The sequence below is a fragment of the Klebsiella sp. K47 genome (assembly GCF_051858335.1).
Taxonomy (GTDB): domain Bacteria; phylum Pseudomonadota; class Gammaproteobacteria; order Enterobacterales; family Enterobacteriaceae; genus Klebsiella; species Klebsiella pneumoniae.
Window position 1 is genome coordinate 351,427 of the sequence record NZ_JBPYUI010000001.1, and the last position, 16,632, is coordinate 368,058.

The 16,632-nt window shown below is 62.2% G+C and carries 14 protein-coding genes; 4 read left to right on the plus strand and 10 right to left on the minus strand.

Features of this window, described 5'->3' with window-relative positions; genetic code table 11:
- The first annotated feature begins 7 nt into the window (after positions 1-7).
- Positions 8-730 (plus strand): ABC transporter ATP-binding protein, encoded by a 723-nt coding sequence (locus RRF55_RS01645; protein WP_004152853.1) that lies wholly within the window; start codon positions 8-10, stop codon positions 728-730.
- On the opposite strand, the gene bioD is transcribed toward RRF55_RS01645, so the two are convergent.
- The 4 genes from bioD to bioB are packed head-to-tail and all read right to left on the minus strand — an operon-like array spanning position 672 to position 4,320.
- Positions 672-1,394, minus strand: coding sequence for a dethiobiotin synthase (gene bioD / locus RRF55_RS01650; RefSeq protein WP_021314503.1), 723 nt, complete (start codon positions 1,392-1,394; stop codon positions 672-674). The two genes, RRF55_RS01645 and bioD, sit on opposite strands and share 59 nt — an antisense overlap.
- Positions 1,387-2,142 carry a malonyl-ACP O-methyltransferase BioC gene (bioC, locus tag RRF55_RS01655; protein ID WP_004179091.1) on the minus strand — a complete coding sequence of 252 codons (756 nt, stop codon included), beginning with the start codon at positions 2,140-2,142 and terminating at the stop codon, positions 1,387-1,389. The genes bioD and bioC overlap by 8 nt, the downstream gene beginning before the upstream one ends.
- Positions 2,126-3,283, minus strand: coding sequence for an 8-amino-7-oxononanoate synthase (gene bioF / locus RRF55_RS01660; RefSeq protein ID WP_130974880.1), 1,158 nt, complete (start codon positions 3,281-3,283; stop codon positions 2,126-2,128). The genes bioC and bioF overlap by 17 nt, the downstream gene beginning before the upstream one ends.
- Entirely contained in the window at positions 3,280-4,320 is a 1,041-nt protein-coding gene (gene bioB / locus RRF55_RS01665; protein ID WP_002895580.1) for a biotin synthase BioB, read from the minus strand. The genes bioF and bioB overlap by 4 nt, the downstream gene beginning before the upstream one ends.
- A gap of 213 nt (positions 4,321-4,533) precedes the next feature.
- On the opposite strand from bioB, the gene bioA reads away from it, so the two are divergent.
- Both bioA and RRF55_RS01675 read left to right on the plus strand, forming a co-directional pair.
- A complete protein-coding gene (gene bioA, locus RRF55_RS01670; protein WP_004176805.1) occupies positions 4,534-5,823 on the plus strand; it encodes an adenosylmethionine--8-amino-7-oxononanoate transaminase in 1,290 nt (429 codons plus the stop codon).
- 70 nt (positions 5,824-5,893) lie between these two features.
- A complete protein-coding gene (locus RRF55_RS01675; protein WP_002895575.1) occupies positions 5,894-6,370 on the plus strand; it encodes a kinase inhibitor in 477 nt (158 codons plus the stop codon).
- A 778-nt stretch (positions 6,371-7,148) separates the two neighbouring features.
- Here the strand turns inward: RRF55_RS01675 and RRF55_RS01680 are convergent.
- From RRF55_RS01680 to hutI, 6 genes are all read right to left on the minus strand, one after another.
- Positions 7,149-8,531 carry an amino acid permease gene (locus RRF55_RS01680; RefSeq protein WP_004176814.1) on the minus strand — a complete coding sequence of 461 codons (1,383 nt, stop codon included), beginning with the start codon at positions 8,529-8,531 and terminating at the stop codon, positions 7,149-7,151.
- A gap of 98 nt (positions 8,532-8,629) precedes the next feature.
- Positions 8,630-10,156: a histidine ammonia-lyase gene (gene hutH, locus RRF55_RS01685; RefSeq protein ID WP_002895420.1), complete on the minus strand. Its 1,527-nt coding sequence runs from the start codon at positions 10,154-10,156 to the stop codon at positions 8,630-8,632.
- Positions 10,153-11,841 (minus strand): urocanate hydratase, encoded by a 1,689-nt coding sequence (gene hutU, locus RRF55_RS01690; protein ID WP_004151699.1) that lies wholly within the window; start codon positions 11,839-11,841, stop codon positions 10,153-10,155. The genes hutH and hutU overlap by 4 nt, the downstream gene beginning before the upstream one ends.
- 142 nt (positions 11,842-11,983) lie before the next feature.
- Positions 11,984-12,709 (minus strand): histidine utilization repressor, encoded by a 726-nt coding sequence (locus RRF55_RS01695; protein ID WP_002895358.1) that lies wholly within the window; start codon positions 12,707-12,709, stop codon positions 11,984-11,986.
- Between the two features lie 61 nt (positions 12,710-12,770).
- Positions 12,771-13,727 (minus strand): formimidoylglutamase, encoded by a 957-nt coding sequence (hutG, locus tag RRF55_RS01700; protein ID WP_032414694.1) that lies wholly within the window; start codon positions 13,725-13,727, stop codon positions 12,771-12,773.
- Positions 13,724-15,043, minus strand: coding sequence for an imidazolonepropionase (gene hutI, locus RRF55_RS01705; RefSeq protein WP_004182478.1), 1,320 nt, complete (start codon positions 15,041-15,043; stop codon positions 13,724-13,726). Before hutI ends, hutG begins: the two co-directional genes overlap by 4 nt.
- 154 nt (positions 15,044-15,197) lie before the next feature.
- Between hutI and RRF55_RS01710 the strand changes: the two genes are divergently transcribed.
- Positions 15,198-16,481: a putative acyl-CoA thioester hydrolase gene (locus RRF55_RS01710; protein WP_004142122.1), complete on the plus strand. Its 1,284-nt coding sequence runs from the start codon at positions 15,198-15,200 to the stop codon at positions 16,479-16,481.
- Positions 16,482-16,632: the final 151 nt, after the last annotated feature.

Genomic DNA, 16,632 nt, shown 5'->3' on the forward strand with positions numbered 1-16,632 from the left:
AACGTCCATGTTGAATTTACAGGCAGTAAATCACTTTTACGGCAACCAGCATTCGCTGTGGAATGTCGATCTTGTACTACGCCCGGGAGAGTGCATTGGCGTACTGGGACGCGAGGGCATGGGAAAAACCACCCTGGTTAACTGCATTGCTGGCCACCTGCCGGTGGCTAGCGGCCGGATGACCTGGCATGACATTGGCGCCCCGCCGCAGGATCTCACCCCCCTGTCCGCTCAATCGCGCAGCGCCATTGGTATCGGCTACGTGCCACAAGATAAACGCATTTTTTCCCAACTCAGCGTGGAAGAGAACCTGCACATCGCCCTGGCGGCCGGGAAACCCGGGGCTAACGCCAGCGGCGGCGAGATTTATGAGCATTTTCCCGAGCTCTATGCCCTACGGCAGCGCAAAGGCGCCTCGCTGAGCGACGACGATCAGTACCAGCTGGCGCTGGCCAGGGCGCTGATCGTCCAGCCGCGGCTGCTGATCCTTGATGAACCCTCGCGCGGCAGAGGGCCGCGCTGCCTGCAAAAGCTGGCGGATCTGCTGCTGCGGTTAAATCGCGATATCGGCCTGACGGTGCTGCTCGCCGAGCAGCACCTGCCCTTTATCCGCCGGGTGGCGGATCGCTTCTGTGTCTTGCACCGGGGCCGTAACGTCGCCGAAGGCGATATTATGGCGCTGGATGAGCCGCTGCTGGCGCAGTGGATAACGCCGGATCCAGCGCCCTGAGGTCCAGATACTGGCCGAGATCGTCGCGCTGCGCGATATCGGCAAGCCACGGTATTTCGCCGAGGAACGGCGCGGCCAGTCGGTTTTTCAGCGTCGCCAGATATTCGGCGTGGCGCTTGCCCGGCGGCTGTACGTCATTGGCGATCCACCCCGCCAGCGGTAGTCCCGCCTGGCGTACCGCCTGAGCGGTAAGCATTGCGTGGTTGATACAGCCGAGCTTAACGCCCACCACCAGAATGACCGGCAGCTGTTCCGCCTGCGCCCAGTCGGCGAAGGTCAGGGAATCCGAGAGCGGCGTAAACCAGCCGCCGGCGCCTTCCACCAACACCCAGTCGGCGAGACCTTCCAGCTCACGCAGCCCGCTGGAGAGCCTGGCCGCGGCGATCGGCCGCCCTTCGTCGGCGCTGATGATGTGCGGGGAGGTCGGCTCGGCGAAGGTATAGGGGTTCACCTGGTCGTAACGCAATGCGACCCGACTATGACGCTGCAGCGCCAGCGCATCTTCATTACGCAGCCCATCGCCGGTAAGGTCGCTACCGGAGGCCACCGGCTTATAGCCGGCAGTGTGAAAACCCAGCAGATTCGCCGCCTGCAGCAGGGCGCTGCTGGCGATGGTTTTACCGACTTCAGTATCGGTCCCGGTGACAAAAAAACGTTTAGTCACGCTCAATGACTCCTGTAAAAAGAGAATACGTCAGCGGGCAGATGCCCTGCCGCTGCGGCCAGGCCAGCTGCAGCTCGCGCAGTTTGCCGCGGCCAAGCGGGGCGGCTGTCCGTCCCTGGTGCAAATGGGTGGCGCCGATGCCCTTCAGCGAGCGCATAGCGCTCAGCGCATCGGCGAACGGCAGGCTAATCTGATGAACCTCGCCGGTCGCGCGCAGGCCGCGAAGCGCCGCGCGCACCGCCGCTTCGCTAAGGAAACGGTTGGCATGCGGCCGGTCGTCGATGGCCTGCCACGCCTGATTGAGCTCCGGCAGCGAGTCGGCGAGCAGCGTGCTAAACGCCACTCTGCCGCCGGGACGCGCCACCCGGTACAGCTCGCCAATTGCCGCCCGTAGATCGTCGCACCACTGCACCGCCAGATTGCTCCACGCCAGATCGACGCAGGCGTCCGGCAGCGGCAGCGCCTCAATATCCCCCAGCAGATAATGCTGCGCGGCGTCGTTACGCTGCGCCTGGGCGAGCATCCCGGCGGAGAGATCCAGCGCGGTCACCACGCTGCCCGCCTCACGCCAATAGCGACTCATACTGCCGGGGCCGCAGCCGGCATCCAGCACCTGCGCAAAATCGCGGCGCGCCAGCTGGCGCAGCAATAGATCGGCGCAGCGCCGCTGCAGTTCATCATGTTGCGTATAGCCGCTGGCCGCCCGGCCAAACGCCGCGGCCACCGCCTGCTTATTCACTGTGGCCATGCAGCACCTCCAGTAAACGGTTAATGTCTTCAGTATGATGGGCGGCTGTCAGGGTCAGGCGCAAACGCGCGCTGCCGACCGGCACCGTCGGCGGACGGATCGCCGTTGCCCAGCAGCCCGCGTCGCGTAGACGGCAGGCCAGGTTCAGCGCCCGGGCGTTGTCGCCGACGATCAGCGGTTGGATCGCGCTGACGGAGTCGGTCAACCCCAGCGACACCTCGCCCATCCCCTCACGGAACTGACGGATGCGGGCGGCCAGGATGTCGCGACGCTGCTGCCCTTCATCGCTGCGAATGATCCCCAGGGCAGCCCTCAGCGCCACCGCCTGGGCGGGCGGCATCGCGGTGCTGTAGATCAGATGACGGGCAAACTGCAGCAGATAATCGGCCATTGCTTCGTCGCACAGCACCGCCGCGCCGCTGACGCCGAAGGCCTTGCCGAAGGTAACCACCAGCAGCTCAGGGCGCACCGCCTGCGCGGCGCAGCTCCCGCGTCCTTCGTCGCCGACCACGCCAACACCGTGGGCGTCATCCACCAGCAACACTGCCCCTGCTGCCTGCGTCGCGGCGTGAATGGCCGCCAGCGGCGCGCTGTCGCCGTCCATGCTGAAAATGCCTTCAGTGACCGCCAACTGTTCGCCCGCCAGCGGCTTAGCCAGCAGTTGCGCGAGCTGCTGCGGATCGTTGTGGGTAAAGCGCCGCAGCTGGGCCGGGCTGAGGCTCGCCGCCTCCAGCAGAGAGGCGTGGCTCAGGCGGTCGGCGACAATCCGATCGTCTTTCTCCACCAGGGCGGCGATCAGCGCCTGATTCGCGGCAAAGCCGGAGATAAACAGCAATGCGCGCGGATAGCCCAGCCAGTCGGCGAGCGCCTCTTCCAGCGCGCGGTGGGCTTCGCTATAGCCGCTCACGTGGCCCGAGCCGCCGGCACCGACGCCATAGCGCGTGGCCCCCTGTTGCCAGGCGGCGATAATCGCCGGATGCTGACTCAGGCCCAGATAGTCATTGCTGGAGAAGTTAAGCCAGCGCTCCCCTTCCCGCTCCAGCCAGCGCCCGGCGCCGTGCGTCACCGGCAGGCGGCGGCGAAAAGCTTCCGCCGCCCGCCGCTCGTCCACCGCCCGATCGATTCGCTGCTGCCAGCTCATAGCGCCGCCGCGTTGTAATATTCCTCAGTGTCCGGGGTGAGTAAGGCCTGCTCCAGACGCTGCTGCTGCTCATTGTCGCCTTCCAGCACCGCCGTCTGCTGCGGGTTGATCCCCAGCTTGCGGAACAGCTGCAGGTCTTTGTCCTCTTCCGGGTTCGGCGTGGTCAGCAGCTTGCAGCCGTAGAAAATCGAGTTCGCCCCGGCCATAAAGCACATCGCCTGGGTCTGCTCGTTCATCTGCTCGCGGCCGGCGGAGAGACGCACGTAGGAGGTGGGCATCATGATGCGCGCGATGGCGATAGTGCGGATGAAATCGAAAGCGTCGACGTCGTCGTTATCCGCCAGCGGCGTGCCCTTGACCTTCACCAACATGTTGATCGGTACGCTCTCCGGCGGCGTCGGCAGATTAGCCAGTTGCAGCAGCAGTCCGGCGCGATCTTTTACGCTCTCTCCCAGCCCGACGATACCGCCGGAGCAGACTTTGATCCCAGCATCACGCACTTTGTCCAGCGTATCCAGGCGCTCCTGGTAGGTGCGGGTGGTGATGATGTTGCCGTAAAATTCCGGCGAGGTATCAAGGTTGTGGTTGTAGTAATCGAGGCCCGCTTCGGCCAGGCGCTGCGCCTGACTGTCGGTCAGGGTGCCGAGCGTCATACAGGACTCCAGCCCCAGCGCCTTCACCCCTTTCACCATCTGCTCCAGGTAAGGCATATCGCGGTCATTGGGGTTTTTCCACGCCGCGCCCATGCAGAAGCGGGTGGAGCCGGCGTTTTTCGCCTGGCGCGCTGATTCCAGCACCTGCTCAACCTCCATCAGGCGCTCGGCTTCGAGGCCGGTTTTGTAGCGTGCGCTCTGCGGGCAATATTTACAATCTTCCGGGCAGGCGCCGGTTTTGATCGATAGCAGGGTGCTGACCTGCACCTGGCGCGGATCAAAGTGTTGACGATGGATTTGCTGCGCTTCGAATAGCAGATCGATCAGCGGTTTATTAAATAATTCCGTTACTTGCGACATTGTCCAGCGAGGTTGGTGAGCCATTTTCCTCTCCAAAAGGTCGTACACTTCCTATTTCACACAGCCTCTTTGTTGGCTGCACTCGCGCCTCCCAGTCACATAGTGAACTATGCTCCTGGGGATGTTCTCGCTTGCCGCCTCGATGCTGCGCGAAATATTTTGTGTACGTTTCATTGTAAGTAAGTTCAGTGTAGACTTGTAAACCTAAATGTTTTCAAAATGGTTTACAAGTCACTTATGACACTGGACGATCTCGCTTTCGATCGGCGCCACATCTGGCACCCCTACACCTCTATGACTTCCCCCCTGCCGGTCTACCCGGTGGTGTCCGCCCACGGTTGCGAGCTGTCCCTCGCCGGCGGCGAACAGTTGGTTGACGGTATGTCTTCCTGGTGGGCGGCGATCCACGGCTACAATCACCCACGCCTCAATGCGGCGCTGAAGGGACAAATTGACCAAATGTCGCACGTGATGTTCGGCGGGATCACCCATCCGCCGGCAGTTGCGCTATGCCGTCAGCTGGTGGCGATGACCCCGGCCTCGCTGGAGTGCGTTTTCCTCGCCGACTCCGGTTCAGTGGCGGTAGAGGTGGCGATGAAAATGGCGCTGCAGTACTGGCAGGCTAAAGGCGAACCACGTCGTCGTTTTCTGACCTTCCGCAACGGCTATCACGGGGATACCTTCGGAGCGATGTCGGTCTGCGATCCGCAGAACTCGATGCACAGCCTGTGGCAGGGCTACCTGCCGGATAACCTGTTCGCCCCCGCGCCGCAAAGCCGCTTTGACGGCGAGTGGGACGAGATGGATATGGTACCGTTTGCCCGCCTGATGGCCGCGCATCGTCACGAAATCGCCGCGGTGATCCTCGAACCTATCGTCCAGGGGGCGGGCGGCATGCGGATGTACCATCCGGAGTGGCTGAAGCGGGTGCGTAAAATGTGCGACCGGGAAGGGATACTGCTGATCGCCGATGAGATTGCCACCGGCTTTGGCCGCACCGGCAAGCTGTTCGCTTGTGAACACGCCGGGATTACCGCCGACATTCTGTGTCTGGGCAAAGCGCTGACCGGCGGCACCATGACCCTTTCCGCCGCCATCACCACCCGAACGGTTGCTGAAACCATTAGCAATGGCGAAGCCGGTTGCTTTATGCACGGCCCCACCTTTATGGGCAATCCGCTGGCCTGCGCGGTGGCCAGCGAAAGCCTGCGCCTGCTGGAGAGCGGCGAATGGCAGCCGCAGGTGGCGGCGATTGAAGCCCAGCTGCAGGCCGAGCTGGCCCCGGCGCGGGGATCTGCGCTGGTCGCGGACGTCCGCGTGCTGGGCGCTATTGGCGTGGTTGAAACCCGTCGCCCGGTCAACATGGCCGCCCTGCAGCGCTTTTTCGTCGAGCAGGGAGTCTGGATCCGTCCGTTTGGCCGGCTGATTTATCTGATGCCGCCGTACATCATCACGCCCGAGCAGCTGACCCGCCTGACCCGTGCGGTCAACCAGGCAGTGCAGGACGAAACATTTTTTAGCGAATAAATAGCGGAATTGCGTCGTCGGGAAGGCTACACTTCTTTGTTAATCAGCGCATTATCAATGAGGATGAAGCATGAAACTGATCAGTCACGATCTCCAGGACGGCGGTAAGCTGCCTAATCGTCACGTCTTCAACGGCATGGGCTACGATGGCGACAATATTTCGCCGCATCTGATGTGGGATGATGTGCCCGCGGGAACCAAAAGCTTTGTGGTGACCTGCTACGATCCGGATGCGCCGACCGGCTCCGGCTGGTGGCACTGGGTGGTCGCAAACCTGCCGGCCGATACCCGCGTCCTGCCGCAAGGGGCCGGTTCCGGTCAGGCGGAGCTGCCGGAAGAGGCCGTTCAGACCCGCACCGATTTTGGTAAGGCAGGCTACGGCGGCGCGGCGCCGCCGAAGGGCGAAACCCACCGCTATATCTTCACCGTCCACGCCCTGGACGTCGAGAAAATTGAGGTGGATGCTGAGGCCAGCGGCGCGATGGTCGGCTTTAACGTCCATTTCCATTCCCTCGCCAGCGCCTCCATCACCGCCCTGTTCAGTTAATCTTCCCCGGATAGCGGCTTGCGCCTTATCCGGGGTACCCGCGGCGCCATTTGTTTTTCGGGTGGCGCTGCGCTTACCCGACCTACACTACCCCCACGCCCATGCTAGCGCAGCGCCGCCGGGCGATTGCCGCGGGCACGGAGCCGCTTTTATGCCGGGCGGCGGCTGACGCCTTGCCCGGCCTACGGTGCTATTGCGCGGTTATTTTGCCGGGTGGCGGCTGACGCCTTACCCGGCCTACGGGGTCCAGACCCAGTATGTGAATCGCCGCCGAACATGGGGCCGCTGAAACTGCCGTTGTTGGCGGCCTCAACATCGCTGAGACGTTCCCGGAAGGCCGGGGCAGCCCGCATGGATGCGGGCTGAGGGCCGTGTTTTGCACGGACGCTGCCTCGGCCCGACCCGAAGCCTGCAGGGATAAGTCGAAGGGACCGCGCAGCGGCGATGTTGCTGGCCGGAGCCCGGGGGTACAGGGGGCGGCGGCGACTGGCCGCCCCCTGTGCGCTCCCTGCGCCATGAGTAACATAACGTAGAAGACATTTCGGGAGCGCAATGTGCTCGGAATTAATACAAAACAACTGTTTTTACCGGATTAAAACCGTTACAAGCCGATAGCAGTATCTACAATACCCCCAGGCCCGCGCAAGCGCAGCGCCGCCGGGCGATTGCCGCGGGCACGGAGCCGCTTTTATGCCGGGCGGCGGCTGACGCCTTACCCGGCCTACGGTCCGTGCCATTTGTAGCCCCGGTAAGCGCAGCGCCACCGGGGAAATTGGCCTTACTGTTCAGTGACTACCTGCAGCGCCGTTTTACGCACCCGCGCATACCACACCACCGTCAGCAGCCCGAGCCAGACTAGGCCGGCGATCAGCGCCATCCGCGTTTCGGCAAACATCCCTAGTACGGCGATGACCAGCCCCATAAACAGTAGCGTCAACAGCGGCGCAACCGGCCAGAACGGAATGGGAAAGGCGATCTGGCTGCGCTCTTCGGCAGACAAACCGCGGCGCATGGCAAAATGGGATAGCAGAATCATCAGCCACACCCATACCGTGGCGAATGCCGCCAGCGAAGCAATTAGCACAAATACCTGCTCGGGGATCAGATAGTTCAATACCACCGCCGCCAGCAGCGCGCCGCCCATGACCACCACCGTCATCCAGGGCACACTGTTGCTGGCGATGCGCTGGAAGCTTTTCGGCGCCAGCCCCTCTTTCGACATGCCGTACATCATGCGTCCGGCGCCAAAAATATCGCTGTTAATCGCCGAGATGCTGGCGCTGATCACGATGATGTTAAGGATGGTCGCCGCCGCCGGGATCCCCAGACCGTCGAAAATAAGCACAAACGGACTCCCCTGTTCGCCAAAGCTGTTCCACGGGAAGATCGCCATCAGTACCGCCAGGGTGCAGACGTAGAACAGGATAATGCGCAGCGGAATGGTATTGATGGCCTGCGGGATCACCTTCTTAGGATCCTTCGCTTCCGCGGCGGTGACGCCGATAATCTCCACCCCGCCGAAGGCGAACATCACGATGCCAAGCGAGGCGATAACGCCCTGCCAGCCGTTAGGGGCAAAGCCGCCGTGGCTCCAGAGGTTTTCCAGCCCGGTGGCCGGGAAGCTGTGGCCAAAGCCAAAGAAGATGATCCCCGCCCCCGCCAGCATCATGGCGATAATCGCCACCACCTTCACCAGAGACAGCCAGAACTCCATCTCGCCAAATACCCGCACGTTGCACAGGTTCATCGCGCCGATAAAGAAGATGATGCTGAGGATCCAGATCCAGCGCGGCACATCGGGGTACCACAATCCCATATAGATGCCGAAGGCGGTGACGTCGGCCAGGGCGACGATCACCATTTCAAAGGTGTAGGTCCAGCCGGTAATAAACCCGGCCAGCGGCCCGAGATACTGGCGGGCATAGCTGCCGAAGGAGCCGGAAACCGGGTTGCGCACCGCCATCTCGCCCAGCGCGCGCATGACGATAAACACCGCCGCGCCGCCAATCAGATAGGCCAGCAGCACCGCCGGGCCCGCCGCTTTGATGGCTGAGGCCGAGCCATAGAACAGCCCGGTGCCGATAGCGGAGCCGAGCGCAATAAACCGAATGTGTCGGGCATTGAGCCCGCGGAGCAGATGTGGCTTGTGTTGTTGTTGCATATACAGGTGTCCTGATTTTTTTATATGACGACAAATATGCGGTGTAGGGCGGTCGGGGGAATGACTTCCCCCGACGCGGGTACAGAGAACAACGGTGATTAATGCAGTACGGCAGGCAGCAGACGCGTCAGGTGACGGGCCGCCAGAAGCGCAATGGCGTTATCGATATCCGGGGCGAAGTAGCGATCCTGCGTATAGTGCGGCACGCGTTCGCGCAGCAAGTGACGCGCCTCTTCCAGCAGCGGACTGGTGGTCAGTCCTTCGCGCATATCCAGCCCCTGCGCCGCCGCCAGCCACTCAACGGCCAGCACCCCGCGGGTGTTCTCGGCCATCGCCCACAGGCGGCGACCGGCCGCCGGCGCCATCGAGACGTGGTCTTCCTGGTTGGCAGAGGTGGGCAGGCTGTCAACGCTATGCGGGTGCGACAGCGCTTTGTTTTCACTGGCTAAGGCCGCCGCCGTGACCTGGGCAATCATAAACCCGGAGTTGACGCCGCCATTTTTGACGAGGAACGGCGGCAGCTGCGACATATGGCTGTCCATCATCAGCGCGATGCGGCGCTCGGAGAGCGAGCCGATTTCGGCGATCGCCAGCGCGATATTATCCGCGGCCATCGCCACCGGTTCGGCATGGAAGTTACCGCCGGAGATGACGTCATTTTCGGCGGCAAAGACCAGCGGGTTATCGGAGACCGCGTTGGCTTCAGCCAGCAGCACCTCAGCCGCCTGGCGGATCTGCGTCAGGCAGGCGCCCATCACCTGCGGCTGGCAGCGCAGGGAGTACGGGTCCTGCACCTTGCTGCAGTTATGGTGCGACTGCGAGATCGCGCTATCGTCGGTCAGCAGGTGGCGATACAACGCCGCCGCATCAATCTGCCCGCGCTGGCCGCGCACTTCATGGATGCGCGCATCAAACGGACGACGTGAGCCCAGCGCCGCTTCGGTGGTTAACGCCCCGCAGACGACCGCGGAGGCGAACAGATCCTCGGCTTCGAACAGACCGCGCAGGGCAAAAGCGGTCGAGGCCTGGGTGCCGTTGAGTAGCGCCAGCCCCTCTTTCGCCGCCAGGGTAATCGGCTCCAGCCCCACCTGACGCAGCGCTTCGGTGGCCGGCAGCCATTCGCCGCCGCGTACCCGCGCTTTACCTTCTCCGAGCAGGGTCAGCGACATATGCGCCAGCGGCGCGAGGTCGCCGGAAGCGCCGACGGAGCCTTTAGCCGGGATCCACGGCGTCACGCCGGCATTCACCAGGCCAATCAGCGCCTGGATCACGCTCAGGCGGATCCCGGAGAAACCGCGGGACAGGCTGTTAATCTTCAGCACCATAATCAGCCGCGTCAGATCATCGTCCAGCGGCTCGCCAACGCCTGCCGCATGGGATAGCACCAGCGAACGCTGCAGGTTCTCCAGATCTTCCGTCGAGATACGGGTCTGCGCCAGCAGGCCAAAACCGGTGTTGATGCCGTAGGCGGTCCGCCCTTCGGCGAGGATGGCGTTAACGCAGGCCACGCTCTCGTCAATGGCGGCAAACGCGCCGCTGTCGAGGGTAATATTTACCGGGTGGCTGTAAACGTCGCGGAGCTGCGACAGGCTGAGTTGACCCGGGATCAAAGTTAAAGATTTCATTTAGCGTTCCCCTGCGTTGCCGCCACCATCGGAAGATTCAGACCCTGTTCTGCTGCGCATTCAATGGCAATCTCATACCCCGCGTCGGCATGACGCATCACGCCGGTGGCCGGGTCGTTGTGCAGGACGCGGGCGATACGCGCCGCCGCTTCATCGGTACCATCGCAGACGATAACCATCCCGGAGTGTTGCGAGAAGCCCATGCCTACCCCGCCGCCGTGGTGCAGCGACACCCAGGTCGCGCCGCTGGCGGTATTGAGCAGGGCGTTGAGCAGCGGCCAGTCGGAGACCGCATCAGAACCATCGCGCATCGCTTCGGTTTCGCGGTTCGGGCTGGCGACGGAGCCGGAGTCAAGGTGATCCCGGCCAATGACGATCGGCGCGGAGACTTCGCCGCTGCGCACCATTTCGTTAAACGCCAGACCGAGCTTTTGCCGCCACTCCAGACCGACCCAGCAGATACGCGCCGGCAGTCCCTGGAAGCTGATGCGCTCGCGCGCCATATCCAGCCAGTGGTGCAGATGCTGATCATCTTTAATGATCTCTTTCACTTTCGCGTCGGTTTTGTAGATATCCTGCGGATCGCCGGACAGCGCTACCCAGCGGAACGGGCCGATACCGCGGCAGAACAGCGGGCGGATATAGGCCGGCACGAAGCCCGGGAAATCGAAGGCGTTGCTGACGCCCACTTCCTGCGCCATCTGGCGGATGTTGTTGCCGTAGTCGAAGGTTGGGACCCCCATCTCATGGAAGGCCAGCATCGCCTGCACGTGATCGGCCATCGAGCGTTTAGCCGCCAGAATAGTGCCCTGCGGGTCGGATTCGGCTTTCTGCTGATACTCTTCCCAGCTCCAGCCTTTCGGCAGATAGCCATGCAGCGGGTCGTGGGCGCTGGTCTGGTCGGTGACCATATCCGGGCGCACGCCGCGCTTCACCAGCTCCGGTACGATCTCCGCGGCGTTGCCGCACAGCGCGATAGAGATGGCCCGCCCTTCGGCGGTGTATTTTTTGATGCGCGCCAGGGCGTCATCCAGCGAGGTGGCTTGCTCATCCACGTAGCGGGTACGCAGCCGGAAATCGATGCGGCTCTGCTGACATTCGATGTTCAGCGAGCAGGCCCCGGCCAGCGTCGCGGCCAGCGGCTGCGCGCCGCCCATGCCGCCCAGACCGGCGGTTAACACCCAGCGGCCTTTCAGGCTGCCCTGATAGTGCTGGCGACCGGCTTCGACGAAGGTTTCATAGGTGCCCTGCACGATGCCCTGGCTACCGATGTAGATCCAGCTGCCGGCGGTCATCTGGCCGTACATCGCCAGCCCTTTGGCATCCAGTTCGTTGAAGTGTTCCCAGGTGGCCCAGTGCGGGACCAGGTTGGAGTTGGCGATCAGCACGCGCGGCGAGTTTTCATGCGTTTTAAATACGCCGACCGGTTTGCCGGACTGCACCAGCAGGGTCTCATCGCTTTCCAGGTTTTTCAGCGCCTTCACGATAGCGTCATAGCATTCCCAGTTGCGCGCAGCGCGACCGATACCGCCATAGACCACCAGCTCATGCGGGTTTTCGGCGACATCGGGATCGAGGTTGTTCATTAACATACGCAGCGGCGCTTCGGTCAACCAGCTCTTGGCGGTAAGCGTCGTGCCTCTCGGGGCACGTACGTCCAGCTGGCGATATTTGCTTTGCGACATCGGGGTTTCTCCTGACAATGAACGTTGTTTACGTAGATACATATACTTGTCTATACAAGCATGCGCAAGCCAGGATTTAACAGAAATGATACAATTTTGTTATATTGCGTCAGCAATCACGTTTTGCTGACGCCAGCGTGGATCAGGAGCCAAAGCGCCCCTGCAGACGATATCGGCTACCGGGGAACAGCAGGCGCGCGTGGGAGACGATGTGGGTTGTCGACCAGGTGCGGCGACGGATCAGCAGGCACGGATCGTGGGCGTGAATATGCAGCAGCGCGCACTCTTCCGCCGTGGCCTGCACCGCTTCAACAATGTGTTCACCTTCAGTTAACGGCGCGATCAGCGACAGGTAATCATGGGGCGTGGTGGCGGTGTAGTCCTGATGCAGATAGTCCGGGACCACTGCGGCATTGACGCAGCGATCTTCGATTTGCACCGGCACCTCGTTTTCGTAATGCACCATCAGCGAGTGAAAAATGCGGGTGCCTTCCGGGACGCTGAGCGCCGTCGCCTGAATATGATCCGCCCGGGTCTCCTCCAGCAGGAGTACCTCACAGCGGTGCTGATGGTGACGGGCGACAATTTCTGCGGCAATACTGCGCACCTCGAACAGCGCCGACTGCCCTTTCGGCTCGGCGACAAAGGTTCCCACCCCTTGCAACCTGACCAGCAGGCCTTCGTCCGTCAGCTCGCGCAGCGCGCGATTGATGGTCATCCGGCTGAAGCCGAACTGGGCCACCAGCTCAGCTTCCGACGGGATACGGTCATGCGGTCGCCAGACGCCGCTGTGGATCTTTTCGCTGATCGCCTGCTTCACCTTTTCATAGAAAGGCGCGGGCGCGGAACGAGGTTGTTGTGCAAACATGGCCTGGCTTTCCTTATGCGTAATAAGCGGAGCGGCGAAACGAAAATAATAGCGCGGATCGCTAGCGCCACCAATGGGCGATTTGCCATGCCACACGGGCCGCCGCGCGAGCGCCCTGACCGTCAATGTCAAACAGCGGGTTAAACTCCACCAGATCCACCGCCTGCAGCTTACCGCTGCGGCACAGCGGCTCAACGATGCGCAGCAGCGTGGCCAGCGGCACGCCCAGCGCCGCCGGGGCCGACACCGCCGGCATTTCTCGCGCCGGCAGCACGTCGAGATCGATAGTCAGATACAGACGGTCGAATTGCGCGATATTGCGCTCAAGCTCCGGCAACACGCGTGTTTCGAAGGCTGCCAGCACCTCCAGATCTTCAACGATAGCCACCTGGCGGCGCGCCGCTTCATCCCATAACGCCTGGGTGTTCGCCGCCCGGCTGACGCCAATGCAGGTATAGTGAAAACCTCGCTGCTGCGCTTCACACTCCAGCGCCAGCTGGCGGAATGGCGTCCCGGAACTGGCGCATTCGGCAAAGCGTAAATCCAGATGCGCATCGAGATTAATAATGCCCACTTTTTCGCCCGGGAAGGCATCCAGTACCCCAGCGCCGTGGCCGAAGGCCGTCTCGTGACCGCCGCCCAGCACCAGCGTGCGTTTGCCGGCGCGTTGACAGGCGGCCACCGCCTCGCGTAGCGCCTGGTGCGCGGCTTCTAACTGTTCACCGTCGACGCTAATCGTGCCCATATCCACGCAGCGGTCATGGCCCTGATGGCTGGCCATATTGGCCAACGCCCGGCGCAGGGTCGCCGGGCCGTCCGCTGCCCCGGTACGCCCCTTGTTACGCCGAACCCCTTCGTCACAGGCGAAGCCGAGCAGCGCGATATCGCCGGGCATCTCCTGCGGCGCGAAGCGTTCCGCGCGGGCGATGGTCTGGAACAGGCGCAGCGCATTGGGCGCTTCCGCGCTGTCGTCGCGTCCCTGCCAGAGACTGGCTGGCGTAGCTTGCCACAGCATCATTGCAATTCTCCTTGAACAACGCGATGCCAGAGCGGACTGCGCCCCGGCTCATACACCATCTCGACGGGATGCTCAGCATCCCAGATGGCGAAGTTAGCGACAAAGCCCGGCGCCAGCTGGCCGTGGCTGGCCTGGCGCCCCAGCGCCCGCGCGGCATGGCGCGTCACCCCGGCCCACGCCTCCTCCGGCGTCAGGCCAAACTTGACGCAGGCCATGTTCATCGCCAGATGCAGGCTGGCGAAGGGGCTGGTGCCGGGGTTGAAATCGGTCGCCACCGCCATCGGCACCTGGTACTTGCGCAGCAGCTCGACCGGCGGTTTACGGGTTTCATTAAGGAAGTAGAACGCGCCGGGGAGCAGGGCTGCCACGGTGCCGCTTTCGCGCATCGCCGCCACGCCCTCTTCCGTCAGATACTCGATATGGTCGGCGGAAAGCCCATGATAGCGGCTCACCAGCTGCGCGCCGCCCAGCGACGAGAGCTGCTCAACGTGGCCTTTTACCGGAATGCCCAGCGCCTGCGCCGCCTGAAAGACGCGCTCAGTTTGCTGCGGGCTGAAGCCGACGTTTTCGCAGAAGACGTCAACGCTTTCAAACAGTCCCTCCTGCCACAGCGTCGGCAAAATGGTCTCGCAGACCAGCGTAATATAGCCGTTAGCATCGCCTTGATATTCCGGCGGCGTGGCGTGGGCGGAGAGCAGCGTCGCCGACAGTTCCACGCCATTATGATCGGCCAGTTGTCGGGCGACCCGCAGCATTTTGCGTTCGTTTGGCAGGTCGAGGCCGTAGCCGGATTTGATCTCCAGGGTGGTCACCCCTTCACGCAGCAGGCGTTCCAGACGCGGCTGGGCCAGCGCCAGTAGTTCAGCTTCGCTGCTGTCGCGCGTGGCGCGCACGGTGGAGTTAATGCCGCCGCCGCTGGCGCTGATGGTTTGATACGACACGCCGTTCAGCCGCTGCTCCCACTCCTGGGCCCGGCTGCCGCCGAAGACGAGATGGGTGTGGCAGTCGATTAATCCCGGCGTTACCAACCGGCCTTCAAGATCGATACTGCGCCCGCTGGGGACGTCATCTTCGGCGACAATCGCCGCGATGCGGCCGTCGCGCACCAGCAGCGCATGGCGCTCCAGCAGGCCGTAAGGTTGAGCGTGATCGGGGTTCAGGGTGGCGAGACGCCCGTTTCGCCAGATAACGAGTTCGGAAGTGGCTTCAGTCATAGCGCTTAACTTGTCATGGGTTGTATAGACATTTATTTTCATAACGCCGGTAAAGTCAACAATAGCGCAGGGAAATGTTATTTTTTTGTGACTAAAGACCATCCGGCAGGGCTGCGCGTTGCGTAAAGACGGTAAGTTTTTCCGTCCACGTCTTCCCGTTTCGTTCAAGTTAGTATAAAACAGCAGGTTTTAAAGGACTTATACCCTGGCGTCTCAGCCGGGGTATTTCACTACGCTTAATTTTGCCCGGAGCAACATGAACACATATTCCGTTTCCCGTCTGGCGCTGGCGCTGGCCTTCGGCGTGACGCTGTCCGCCTGTAGCTCGACGCCTGCCGATCAACAGCCCTCAACGCAGACTGCACCGGGCACTACCGCGCGTCCCATACTCAACGCCGAAGAAGCGAAAAACTTCACGCCGGCGGCCTATTTCCAGTCGCTGGCTCCCAACGCCGCCGCCTGGACGCCGTCTGCTATCAGCCTGCCGGCGCAGCCTGACTTTATCGTCGGCCCTGCGGGAACCCAGGGCGTAACCCATACCACCATTCAGGCGGCGGTGGATGCGGCAATTGCCCGTCACTCTAACCGTCGTCTGTATATCGCGATTATGCCGGGCGAGTACCCGGGAACCGTCTACGTTCCGGCGGCGCCGGGCGCCCTGACCCTGTATGGTACTGGCGATAAGCCAATCGACGTGAAAATCAGCGAAGCCATTGATTCCGAGATGGATCGCAACACCTGGCGTCGTCTGGTCAATCCAGGCGGTAAATATATGCCGGGTAAACCGGCGTGGTATATGTTCGACAGTTGCCAAAGCAAATCCGCGGCGACCGTCGGCGTAATGTGTTCCGCAGTCTTCTGGTCACAGAATAATGGTCTGCAGCTGCAGAACCTGACCATCGCCAACAACCTCGGCGACAGCGTTGACGCCGGTACCCACCAGGCGGTGGCATTGCGCAGCGATGGCGACCAGGTGCAGATCAATAAGGTCAATATTCTTGGCCGTCAGAACACCTTCTTCGTGACCAACAGCGGCGTGCAAAACCGTCTGCAGGACAACCGTCAGACCCGCACCCTGGTGACCAACAGCTACATTGAAGGCGATGTGGATATCGTTTCCGGCCGCGGCGCGGTGGTGTTTGATAACACCGATTTCCGCGTGGTGAACTCCCGTACCCAGAAAGAGGCCTATGTCTTCGCGCCGGCTACTCTGAAGAGCGTGACCTACGGCTTCCTGGCGACCAACAGCCGCTTCACCGCCTCCGGGGATAACGTCGCGCAGCTCGGCCGCGCGCTGGATGTCGATGGCAACAGCAACGGCCAGGTGGTGATCCGCGACAGCGCTATCAATGAAGGCTTTAATATTGCCCAGCCGTGGGCGGCGGCGGTAGGCTCCGGCCGCCCGTTCAGCGGCAACACCGGCAGCGCCGATGACAAAGGCAATCTGCAGCGCAACCTCAACGACAACGGCTTCAACCGCATGTGGGAGTACAATAACCGCGGCGTGGGAAGCACCGTGGTCGCCGAGCCGAAACAGTAAAGCGCAACAAGCGTGAACCATAATAAAAGAGAGGGCGATGCCCTCTCTCAAACTGCTGACAATGTGCAATCTTCAGGAATTGCCCGGCGGCGCTGCTGGACTGACCCCATAAAGTTGGATGGTTCATATTAAGCGGCTCTCAGAGCCTGGG

Bases quoted from the DNA above. Each gene is read 5' to 3' on its own strand.
- RRF55_RS01645 (WP_004152853.1), top strand. From the start codon at position 8: ATGTTGAATTTACAGGCAGTAAATCACTTTTACGGCAACCAGCATTCG.
- bioC (WP_004179091.1), bottom strand. From the start codon at position 2,142: ATGGCCACAGTGAATAAGCAGGCGGTGGCCGCGGCGTTTGGCCGGGCG.
- bioF (WP_130974880.1), bottom strand. From the start codon at position 3,283: ATGAGCTGGCAGCAGCGAATCGATCGGGCGGTGGACGAGCGGCGGGCG.
- bioB (WP_002895580.1), bottom strand. From the start codon at position 4,320: ATGGCTCACCAACCTCGCTGGACAATGTCGCAAGTAACGGAATTATTT.
- bioA (WP_004176805.1), top strand. From the start codon at position 4,534: ATGACACTGGACGATCTCGCTTTCGATCGGCGCCACATCTGGCACCCC.
- RRF55_RS01675 (WP_002895575.1), top strand. From the start codon at position 5,894: ATGAAACTGATCAGTCACGATCTCCAGGACGGCGGTAAGCTGCCTAAT.
- RRF55_RS01680 (WP_004176814.1), bottom strand. From the start codon at position 8,531: ATGCAACAACAACACAAGCCACATCTGCTCCGCGGGCTCAATGCCCGA.
- hutH (WP_002895420.1), bottom strand. From the start codon at position 10,156: ATGAAATCTTTAACTTTGATCCCGGGTCAACTCAGCCTGTCGCAGCTC.
- hutU (WP_004151699.1), bottom strand. From the start codon at position 11,841: ATGTCGCAAAGCAAATATCGCCAGCTGGACGTACGTGCCCCGAGAGGC.
- RRF55_RS01695 (WP_002895358.1), bottom strand. From the start codon at position 12,709: ATGTTTGCACAACAACCTCGTTCCGCGCCCGCGCCTTTCTATGAAAAG.
- hutG (WP_032414694.1), bottom strand. From the start codon at position 13,727: ATGATGCTGTGGCAAGCTACGCCAGCCAGTCTCTGGCAGGGACGCGAC.
- hutI (WP_004182478.1), bottom strand. From the start codon at position 15,043: ATGGTCTTTAGTCACAAAAAAATAACATTTCCCTGCGCTATTGTTGAC.
- RRF55_RS01710 (WP_004142122.1), top strand. From the start codon at position 15,198: ATGAACACATATTCCGTTTCCCGTCTGGCGCTGGCGCTGGCCTTCGGC.